This is a genomic window from Sphingomonas sp. CCH5-D11, assembly GCF_001557395.1.
Classification (GTDB): Bacteria; Pseudomonadota; Alphaproteobacteria; order Sphingomonadales; family Sphingomonadaceae; genus Sphingomonas.
Genome location: NZ_LSKH01000222.1, coordinates 1 through 8,882 on the forward strand (window position 1 = coordinate 1; position 8,882 = coordinate 8,882).

Annotated in this window: 12 protein-coding genes; 3 read left to right on the forward strand and 9 right to left on the reverse strand. The window is 65.2% G+C overall.

Annotated elements, in window-relative coordinates:
- From AX702_RS14035 to AX702_RS14045, 3 genes are all read left to right on the forward strand, one after another.
- Positions 1 to 707 (forward strand): diaminopimelate decarboxylase family protein (locus AX702_RS14035; protein WP_443026300.1); only part of this gene is annotated, 707 nt, incomplete at its 5' end.
- A gap of 2 nt (positions 708 to 709) precedes the next feature.
- Complete coding sequence (locus tag AX702_RS14040; RefSeq protein ID WP_066780592.1) at positions 710 to 1,525, forward strand: precorrin-2 dehydrogenase/sirohydrochlorin ferrochelatase family protein; 816 nt, start codon at positions 710 to 712, stop codon at positions 1,523 to 1,525.
- Positions 1,522 to 2,472, forward strand: a complete 951-nt coding sequence (locus AX702_RS14045) for a CorA family divalent cation transporter (RefSeq protein ID WP_066780583.1) — start codon at positions 1,522 to 1,524, stop codon at positions 2,470 to 2,472. Before AX702_RS14040 ends, AX702_RS14045 begins: the two co-directional genes overlap by 4 nt.
- A gap of 51 nt (positions 2,473 to 2,523) precedes the next feature.
- On the opposite strand, the gene fliS is transcribed toward AX702_RS14045, so the two are convergent.
- From fliS to AX702_RS14090, 9 genes are all read right to left on the reverse strand, one after another.
- Complete coding sequence (gene fliS / locus AX702_RS14050; RefSeq protein ID WP_066780585.1) at positions 2,524 to 2,922, reverse strand: flagellar export chaperone FliS; 399 nt, start codon at positions 2,920 to 2,922, stop codon at positions 2,524 to 2,526.
- Positions 2,922 to 4,424: a flagellar filament capping protein FliD gene (gene fliD, locus AX702_RS14055; RefSeq protein WP_066780586.1), complete on the reverse strand. Its 1,503-nt coding sequence runs from the start codon at positions 4,422 to 4,424 to the stop codon at positions 2,922 to 2,924. Before fliD ends, fliS begins: the two co-directional genes overlap by 1 nt.
- A gap of 87 nt (positions 4,425 to 4,511) precedes the next feature.
- Positions 4,512 to 5,645, reverse strand: coding sequence for an EscU/YscU/HrcU family type III secretion system export apparatus switch protein (locus AX702_RS14060; protein WP_066780587.1), 1,134 nt, complete (start codon positions 5,643 to 5,645; stop codon positions 4,512 to 4,514).
- Positions 5,638 to 6,432 carry a flagellar biosynthetic protein FliR gene (fliR, locus tag AX702_RS14065; protein WP_082746268.1) on the reverse strand — a complete coding sequence of 265 codons (795 nt, stop codon included), beginning with the start codon at positions 6,430 to 6,432 and terminating at the stop codon, positions 5,638 to 5,640. Before fliR ends, AX702_RS14060 begins: the two co-directional genes overlap by 8 nt.
- Positions 6,433 to 6,480: 48 nt before the next feature.
- The gene (fliQ, locus tag AX702_RS14070; protein ID WP_066780588.1) at positions 6,481 to 6,753 is read right to left on the reverse strand and encodes a flagellar biosynthesis protein FliQ; all 273 of its coding nucleotides are present in this window, start codon (positions 6,751 to 6,753) and stop codon (positions 6,481 to 6,483) included.
- Between the two features lie 66 nt (positions 6,754 to 6,819).
- Positions 6,820 to 7,680, reverse strand: a complete 861-nt coding sequence (fliP, locus tag AX702_RS14075; RefSeq protein ID WP_443026301.1) for a flagellar type III secretion system pore protein FliP — start codon at positions 7,678 to 7,680, stop codon at positions 6,820 to 6,822.
- A 2-nt stretch (positions 7,681 to 7,682) separates the two neighbouring features.
- Positions 7,683 to 7,952, reverse strand: coding sequence for a FliO/MopB family protein (locus tag AX702_RS14080; protein ID WP_066780590.1), 270 nt, complete (start codon positions 7,950 to 7,952; stop codon positions 7,683 to 7,685).
- Between the two features lie 9 nt (positions 7,953 to 7,961).
- Positions 7,962 to 8,264 carry a flagellar motor switch protein FliN gene (gene fliN / locus AX702_RS14085; RefSeq protein WP_066780591.1) on the reverse strand — a complete coding sequence of 101 codons (303 nt, stop codon included), beginning with the start codon at positions 8,262 to 8,264 and terminating at the stop codon, positions 7,962 to 7,964.
- Positions 8,261 to 8,882: FliM/FliN family flagellar motor switch protein (locus tag AX702_RS14090; protein WP_197420613.1), on the reverse strand; the 622-nt coding region annotated here is incomplete at its 5' end. The genes fliN and AX702_RS14090, both read right to left, overlap by 4 nt.

An 8,882-nucleotide genomic window follows, 5' to 3' on the forward strand; every position in this document is an offset into this window, starting at 1 on the left:
CCCGCCTGTCCAAGCTCGACGGGCTCGATCTGCGCGGCGTTGCCATCCACATCGGCAGCCAGCTTCTGGACCTGTCGCCGCTGGAAGCCGCCTATACGCGCATCGGCGCCTTCGTTGCCGAGCTTCGTGCGGCGGGGCACACCATCACCCACGTCGATCTGGGCGGAGGGCTTGGCGTCAATTACAAGGCCGGCGACGTGCCGCCCGATCCCGCCGATTTCGGCGCAATGGTCGCACGCGTCACCAGGGATTGGGACGTCACCTTGATGTTCGAGCCCGGACGCGTGATCGCCGGCAATGCGGGTGTGCTGCTGACCGAGGTGATCTGGGTGAAGCCCGGCGTCACGCACCCCTATGTGATCGTTGATGCCGCCATGAACGATCTGGCACGCCCTGCGCTCTACGATGCCTGGCACGATTTCGAGGCCGTGCGGCCCAGCGGTGAACGGATGGTCGCGAGCATCGCCGGCCCCGTCTGCGAAACCGGCGATACGTTCGCGCGCGATCGTGAGATTGATCTGGTGAAGTCGGGTGATCTCGCCATCTTCAGAACGGCCGGCGCCTATGGCGCGACCATGGCCTCGACGTACAATTCGCGCCCGCTCGTGCCGGAGGTACTGGTTGATGGCGATCGCTATGCCGTGGTCGCGGATCGCATCTCGGCGGAAACGATCCTCGCCGCCGAGCGTGTCCCGGACTGGCTGTGAGCCTGCATAGCCTTCCAATCTTCGTGCGGCTTCAAGGCCGCCCGGTGATATTGGCAGGCGACGGTGAAGCAGCCTTGGCCAAGCGGCGCCTGCTGGAGCGTGCCGGCGCCATTGTCGTGCGCGAGGATGGCACTGCCTGGGCCGCAACCGGCGCGCCGCATTCTCCAGTGTCCGCCGATGACATCCGCAGCACCGACGGGCCGGCCGCGCCGCGCCTGGCGATAGTCGTGGACGATGAAGCCGCGGTCGCGCGACTGAAGGCGCGCGGCATCCTGGTGAACGCCGTTGATCGACCCGATCTTTGCGATTTCACCCTGCCGGCCATCATCGATCGTGCGCCCGTGATCGTCGCCGTCGGTACGGGAGGTGCGTCGGCTGGTCTTGCCGCAGCGCTACGCCAGCGTCTCGAGGCGCTGCTGCCGACAAGCCTCGGCGACCTCGCCGATGCGCTGTTCGCGGCGCGTTCGGCGTGGCGAGCACGCTACCCGGATGGACCGGCTCGTCGCCGGGCGATCTCAGCGGCGCTTGCGCCAGGCGCGATCTACGACCCGCTTTATCCCCAAAGCATTGCCGGCACGCCTTCGGATGACGTCACCGGGTCGCAGGACGCGTTGGCATCGATCACGCTTCCGTCCGGTGATCCCGACGAACTCACGCTCCGTCAGGCGCGATTGCTCGCCAACGCGGATCGCGTGACGCACGGGCGAGACGTCCCCCTCGCCATCCTCAATCGCGCCCGTGCCGATGCCGACCGAATGCCATGCGACCAAGCGCCGACCGGCCTGCCCGGCCTCACGGTCGATGTGAGGATGGCGTGAGCGGCTTTGCCTATCGCATTCAGGACGGCTCTGCGTCCCGGACCAGCGTTCAGGATGCGCTGACCGGCGCGGGCGACATGGTCTGGGTTCACCTGACCACCACGGCGGAACATGCGCAGGGCTGGCTGCGCGGCGCGGCAAGCCTCCCCGACTATGTCGTCGATCCGCTGACGGCACAGGAGACCCGCCCGCGCTGCGACGCGCTGGATGACGGAGCCTTTGTGAACCTGCGCGGGCGGACGGAAGAAGAGCTGGATCCGTCGGACATGCTCGCATCGGTCCGTATCTGGGCCGAACAAGGCCGGGTGATTTCCGTTACCCGCAAACACCTGCTCGCGACGGATGCAGTTGAGAAAGACGTCACGGAGGGCCGGGTGCTCGACCCCGGCGACATCATCACCGCCTTCGCAACGGCCATCACGGCGGATCTCGATCCCGTGGTGGCGGATCTCGGAGACAATCTCGACGATTGCGAGCAGCAACTCGATGCCGCGCATGCGTTCGCGTTGCGCAAAAGCGTGACGCGAGTGCGCGTGGAGGCGATCAACTACCGTCGCTTCCTCAATCCGCAACGCGCGGCGCTTGAAAAGCTCGCTTCCATGCCGGCAAACTGGCTGGGGACGGACGATCGCGCCCATCTGGCGGCGGCGGCTGATCGTGCCGCGCGCATGGCCGAGGAGGTCGAGGCGATCCGCGAACGTGCCAGCCTGATCCATGAAGCGTTGACGGATCTGCGTGCCGAACAGCTGGATCAGCGCAGCCTGATCATCTCCATCGCCGCGATGGTGTTCCTGCCGCTCACCTTCATCACCGGCCTGTATGGAATGAACGTGCAGGGCCTGTGGTTTGCGGAGCAGCCATGGGCGTTTGACGCAATCGCCGGCCTTTGCGTGATTATTGCGGTCGCCGTGACGGGTTGGTTCGTCGCCCGGCATTGGCTGCGATAACCGGCAGACCATCTGCTCGATCGCTGATACGGGCTCCCGGCGTCGGGCTGCTCAGGCGGCGCGTGCCATTCGCCAAGCATCCGCAATCTCGCCCAGCATGTCGGCGACCTGCCGGAAGGGGCCTCCATCATGTCCCAGGCTGGCCTCGATCACCTGCTTGCGCGCGCCCGCATAAACGCGCGCCAGAGTGGCGGATACTTCGGCGCCGCGTTCGAAATCGAGATTGGCCTCCAGCGCGAACAAGATCGCCGTCGCACGGGTGACCCGTTCGCTTTTCACCGCGAACTTCTTGTTCTCCGCAGCCCAGGCGGCGACCCGAAGTGCGTGGCATAGCTCCTCGTAGAGAAGCTGCACCAGCCCGGCGCCATCCACATTGGCGGTTCGCCCGGCCAAGTCGATCTGACGATAGGTCTGCGCGGGATCGCGCGACAAAACAGACGCATAGCCCATCAGTCGTCGCCGTTCGTCCACGCCTTGATCTGATTTTCCATGAACGTCTGGGTCGATTTGTACGCCGCCACGCGGGCATTCATGGACGCGAACTGCTGCGTCAGTCGCGTCGTCATCTTCTCTTGCTGAAGGGTCAGCTTGTCCTGCTGCTCGGACAGGTCGCTCTGCGCCTGATTGTATCGCGTCGTCGATGCGCCCAGCCCATATAGCGTGCTGGTCGCGTTGAGCTTGATCGAATTCATCGCGGCAAGGACGCCGGATCCGTCGGAGGAATTCGAGAACATCGCCTCGAGCGCGCCGGGGTTGCTGGCAAGCGCCTTGGTAAGCGTGTCGTTGTTCACCGATAGCGTGCCGTCGCGGTTCGTCAGCACGCCGATCTGCGCCAGTGTACGCGGCGTATCCGCCGCCGCACCCGGCAGCAAGTTGCGCAACGTCAGCCCCTTCAGGCCACGCAGCATGTTCTGCGCGCCCGTGTCGCTGCGCAGGTCGCCGGTGATCGGGTCCGTCTGCTTCTGCAGCTCGCCCAGCACCTGATTGAAGGTGAAGACGAAATCCTCGACCGCATTCGTCAGCGCGGTCGTGGGCGTGGAAGAGGAAAGCGTCACCGGGCCGGAGGAGGTAGCCAGCAAATCGAGCTTCACCCCTTCCACCAGGTCGCTGACGCTGTTGCTCGCCCGCTCCACCGTGATGCCATCGACGTTCAGAACGGCATTGCCGGCCTTGCCCGTGATGTTCATGCCAGTGGCGTTCGGCGCTACGTTGAACTGAGAAAGATTGCCCGAGGGATCGTTGGTCGCTTCAAGGGTGAAGGCCCTGGCCTCCCCTGTTTCTCCCTTCAGCGAAAGAAAGGCGCGGCCATCGGCATCCGTTACCACCGATGCCGTGACGCCGGCCTTCTTCGCATTGATCGCCGCGGCGATGCTGGTGAGCGATCCGCTGGAGATGTCGATCGCGATCGTGTCTTCGGCCCCGTCGCCGTTGGCGTCCGTCCCCGTCACGCCGGTCATGGCGCCATCGGCATCATAGCTTGCCGTACCCAGCTTCAGCGTAAACGTGCCGGAGCCGATAACCTCGCTCTTGGATGCCACGCTTGCACTGGACACTGCGGTCTGCGCCGTGGCCAGTCGGTCGACCTGGATACTAGCCGTCAGGCCCGTAAGTTTGGCGCCGGAGATCGCCGTTGCGGAGAGTACCGACCCATTGCTGCTCACCGGCTGCGACTGCAGCGTGCCGCCCTTCACCAGCGCTTCCAGCGCCGCGGTGAAATCGGTGATGGCGCTCTTCAGCGTCGACACACCGGACAGCTGCGCCGTCAGCTTCTCGGACTTGGCGGTGAGCGCCGCGCTCTTGGCGGCAAATTGCGCTTCGACCAGGCTTGTGACCAGCGTGCCGGTGTCGACCCCCGACCCGGTGTCCAGCGAGGTAAGCAGGGCGCTCGCCGCCGACTTCGTGACGCTCGATGTGGTCGCGGTTGTGGCGGCGGTGCTGGAGACGGTTGTCATGACATGACGGTAAACGACCGTTTGAGCTCCAGCTTTAGCGCTGCTGCTGTATGTCAGTCGCTCGCAACCCAGCCGCCGGACGGGCCCTTAATGGAGCGCGGCGCCATTCTCGTCGAAGCGCGCGCCGAGCGGTACCTCGATCGACGGCAGCGGCGCGGTGCCGCCCATGCGTTCGTTCAGGCCGAAGACGAATGCGAGCACCGTGGCGATCGCCATGTAGAGATCGTCACGGACTTCCTGGTTCTCGCGGCTGGTATAGTAAACCGCGCGGGCCAGCATGGGGTATTCAAGAATCGGAACGGCAAGCTCGCCCGCAAGTTCGCGGATCGCGAGCGCGGTCGCGCCGCGCCCCTTGGCCACCACCACCGGCACCTGATCCCGTCCGCGATCATAGCGCAGCGCAACCGCGAAGTGCGTCGGATTGGTGAGCACCACATGCGCCTCTCCAACAGCGCGGCGCGTGGAGCGGGAGAGCATCGCGTGTTGGCGTGAACGGATCTGCGCCTTGACCTCCGGATTGCCCTCGCTCTCCTTGTGCTCGTCCTTCTGTTCCTGCTTGGACATGCGCAGTTTCTTCATGCGCTGGAGGGCCTGCAGCGGAACGTCGATAAAGGCGATCGCGACCAGGCCCATCGACATCACGATCATCAGCGTCGTCAGCGTACCGCCCAGCGCATCCACCGCGGCGCCCAGATTGGCGCGCGCCAAGCCCAGCGTCGTGCGCGCGGTGCTCATCAGTAGCCATCCGCCGATCGACCCCAGCAGCGCCACCTTCAGCAGCGATTTGCCCAGTTCGATCCAGCCGTTCATGCCGAAGATGCGCTTCAGCCCCGATGCGGGATTGATGCGGTTGCCCTTGGGCGCAAGCAGGCCGGCGTTGAACTGAAGCGAGCCGAGCGCCGCCTGGCTGAGCACGCCAGCGGCCATCACGATCGCGAAAAGCGTGCCGAACGCCGGCAGCAGCTTCCACCCTGCGGCGGCGAGCGGCCGGAGCGGCTGGAAATCCTCCACATCGCTGCGCGTGAACTGGAAGCTTTCGGCCATCACGCCCTTGCAGGCGGCGATCAGCGAAGGCCCGAAGAAGACGAGCCACGCCACACCCGCAAGCGCGACCAGCGCCGTGGCGAATTCTCGCGATTTGAGAACGTCACCCTTCTTCCGCGCGTCCTTGAGACGCTTGGGTGTCGGGGCTTCTGTCTTTTCGCCGAACTCGTCAGCCAAGTACCAGGCTCCGTGCCGCTTCCAGGCCTTCGCGTACGACGACCATCATGTAATCGCCCATTGCCGGAAAGGCGGCCGCCATCGCGATCACGCCCACGGCAAGGCTTGCCGGCAGGCCGATCGAGAAGAGGTTCAGCGCCGGTGCCGACCGCGAGATCATACCGACCACCAGATTAAGGCAGAGTAAAAGAAAGCCGACCGGAAGGGCGAGCAGCAGGCCGGCGAAGAAGGCGTAGCCGCCGAACAGGGCGATATCGCGCAGTTGCCCGGGCGCGAGCCATGCGGCGCCCGGCGGCAGTGCGGTGTAGCTGCGTGCCACTGTTTCCACGAGCACCAGATGGCCGTCGATCGACAAGAACAGCAGCGTCAGCAGGATGGACAGGAACTGGCCGATGGCGGGCGACGATCGGCCCGAATTGGGGTCGATCATGTTGGCAAAGCCGATCCCCATCGATCCGCCGATCACCTCGCCCGCGATCAGCGGCGCCGCAAAGGCGATCTGGAGGATGAAACCGAGCGCCAGGCCAACCATCGCCTCGGCGGCGATTGCAAGGAAGGTGGCAAGGGCGAACACCTGCGGCGGCGGCGTCACGTCGTGCATGCCCAGCACCAGCACGCCGACGGCGCCGGCAAGCACGACACGCACCTGCAACGGCACGGACACGTTGCCGAAGACCGGCGCCGCGACGAACGCCGCGCCCACCCGCACCATGACAAAGATCAATGCCCAAAGCTGGGGCTCGATCGAAAGGCCAAAGCCTAGCACGGCCGATGCTCCACGCCGCATTGGGCATGTTCATTCAGCCCGGCCAGGATCGCGCACCCGCTCACCGGGTCAGCGGACCAGATCGGGAATGCGCTCGAAGATCGAGACGGTGAAGTCGCTCAGCAGCCCCAGGATCATCGCACCGAAGATCACCAGCGACAGGCCGACCACGATCAGCTTCGGTACGAAGCTCAACGTCTGCTCCTGGATCGAGGTCGCCGCCTGGATCATGCCGAGGATCAGGCCGGAAACCAGCGCCGGGATCAGGATCGGCGCGGCGGCGAGCGCGAGCACCCACAGGGTCTCGTTCGCGACGGTCAAGAAATAGTCCGCGTCCACCATTGCTTCGTCCGATCCAGTTTCACTCGTTCGCCGCGGCCAGCGCCCAGCCGCACATGCCCTGTCCGGTTAGGGCGCGAAGCTGTTGGCGAGACTTCCCATGGTCAGCGCCCAGCCATCCACCAGCACGAACAGCAGCAGCTTGAACGGAAGGGAAATGATCGTCGGGCTAAGCATCGCCATGCCGAGCGCCATGAGCACCGTCGCCACCACCAGATCGATGACAAGGAACGGCAGGAAAATGAGGAAGCCGATCTGAAACGCGGTCTTGAGTTCGCTGGTCACGAAAGCCGGCAGCAGCACCGAGAACGGAATGTCGTTGGGGCTGGCATAGGGGCCGGACTTCGCCATCTCCGCGAACATCGTCACATCCTTCACGCGCGTCTGCTTGGCCATGAAGGCATGCAGCGGCGCGCCCGCGGTCTTGATCAGGTCGGTGCCCCCGATCTGTCCGGCGGCATAAGGCTGAATTGCGGTGGTGTTGATCTGGCTGATCACCGGCGCCATCACGAAAAACGACAGGAACAGGCTGAGCCCGATGAGGACCTGGTTCGGCGGTGTCTGCTGCAGGCCCATCGCTTGGCGCAGGATCGACAGCACGATGATGATCCGCGTGAAACTCGTCATCATCAGCAGGATGCCCGGCAGGATGCTGAGCAGCCCCATGATGATGAGCACCTGGAGCGACAGCGACATGGAGCCGGAGCCGTTCGGGCCAGCACCAAGCTGGCCGAGCGCGCGGTCCACCGCATCGCCCGCCCCTGGCGCGGCGGGAGCGGCCGGCCCGACCTGCGCGAACGCAGGCATCGCCACCATCAAGGCTACCAGAAAGGCAAGGCCGATCAGCAGCACCTTGTACCAGGAGAACCCGGCTGAGGGGCTGCGCTCCACATCGCGGAACAAGGCAGGGCCACTGCCGACACGGGTCACACTCACGATACGGACCTTGGCGCGTCGGCCCGGTCGACCAGCGTCACACCGCCACGACCCACTGATACGAGCAGGCGCTTGCCCTCGAATTCAACAACCGCCAGCCGCAGGCCCGGCGAGATCATCATCGTCTCCTTGACGTTGATCAAGCGCGCTTCCGCACGCCCCGGCATCCGGCTTTCCAGGCGCCGCCAAAGATACAGGCAGCCGATCATGAGGCCGCAGACCAGCGGCAGCAGGACGATCAGCTTGAGAATATAGGACCACATCATGAGCGTGGATCAGCCGCGCTTGTCTGGATTGACCAGTTCGGTCATGCGCACGCCGAAGCGATCGCCCACCGTCACCACCTCGCCGCGCCCGATCAGCGTGCCGTTCACGAACACGTCGAGGAGTTCGTTGGCCTGGCGGTCCAGCTCGATGACGCTTGATTCGCCGAGTGCCAGCAGTTCGCGCAGGGTGAGCTGCGTCGAGCCGATCTCCACCGTCAGCTTCACGTCCACGTCCTGCAAGAGGCGGAAATTCGCCGCCAGCGCGCCGTCGCCAAGATCCTTGGGCGGGAAGCCGCCGCTCATGTCGTTCACTGGGTCAATCCTTCGAGAGAGGCGAGCGAGGTCAGTTTAATCGCGGCATGGCCGTTGGAAGTGCCAACGGTGCCGGTGCCGAGACGATCGTTGCCGACCATCACCGGCACGTCCTTGCCGAAGCTAATCGGGATTACGTCGCCCGGTTGCAGCGCCATCAGCCGCGACAGGCGGATCGTCGGCTCGGCGAGGACTGAGCGGACCGGAAAGCGGATGTTCATGGCCGCCCGCGTCAGCGCGGTCTGCCACGCTGCGTCCTCGGCCGCCGCCTTGGCGACGACCTTGCCGGTCAGCGCGGTGCCATGCGGCTTCAGCGCGGCGACCGGATAGACGAGATCAATGTACGACGGCTTCGCGCTGCCAGGCGCGATGCCGAAACGGGTGACGATCAGGGCATCCTCGCCATCGAAATTCGACAGCATGGACGCGTTGGCCTCGCACCGCCCCACCGTGAAGCTGACGCGGGCGAGCGGCTCCCACGCGGCCGTCAGCGGCACCGCGATCATCTGCCCCAGGCGACCCACCATCGCCTCGGCGGCAGGAGAAAATTCAGCCGGCATGTCCACCGGCGCGGCGCCGGTGCCGCCAAAGAAGAGATCGAGCAGCTCGAGAACGAAC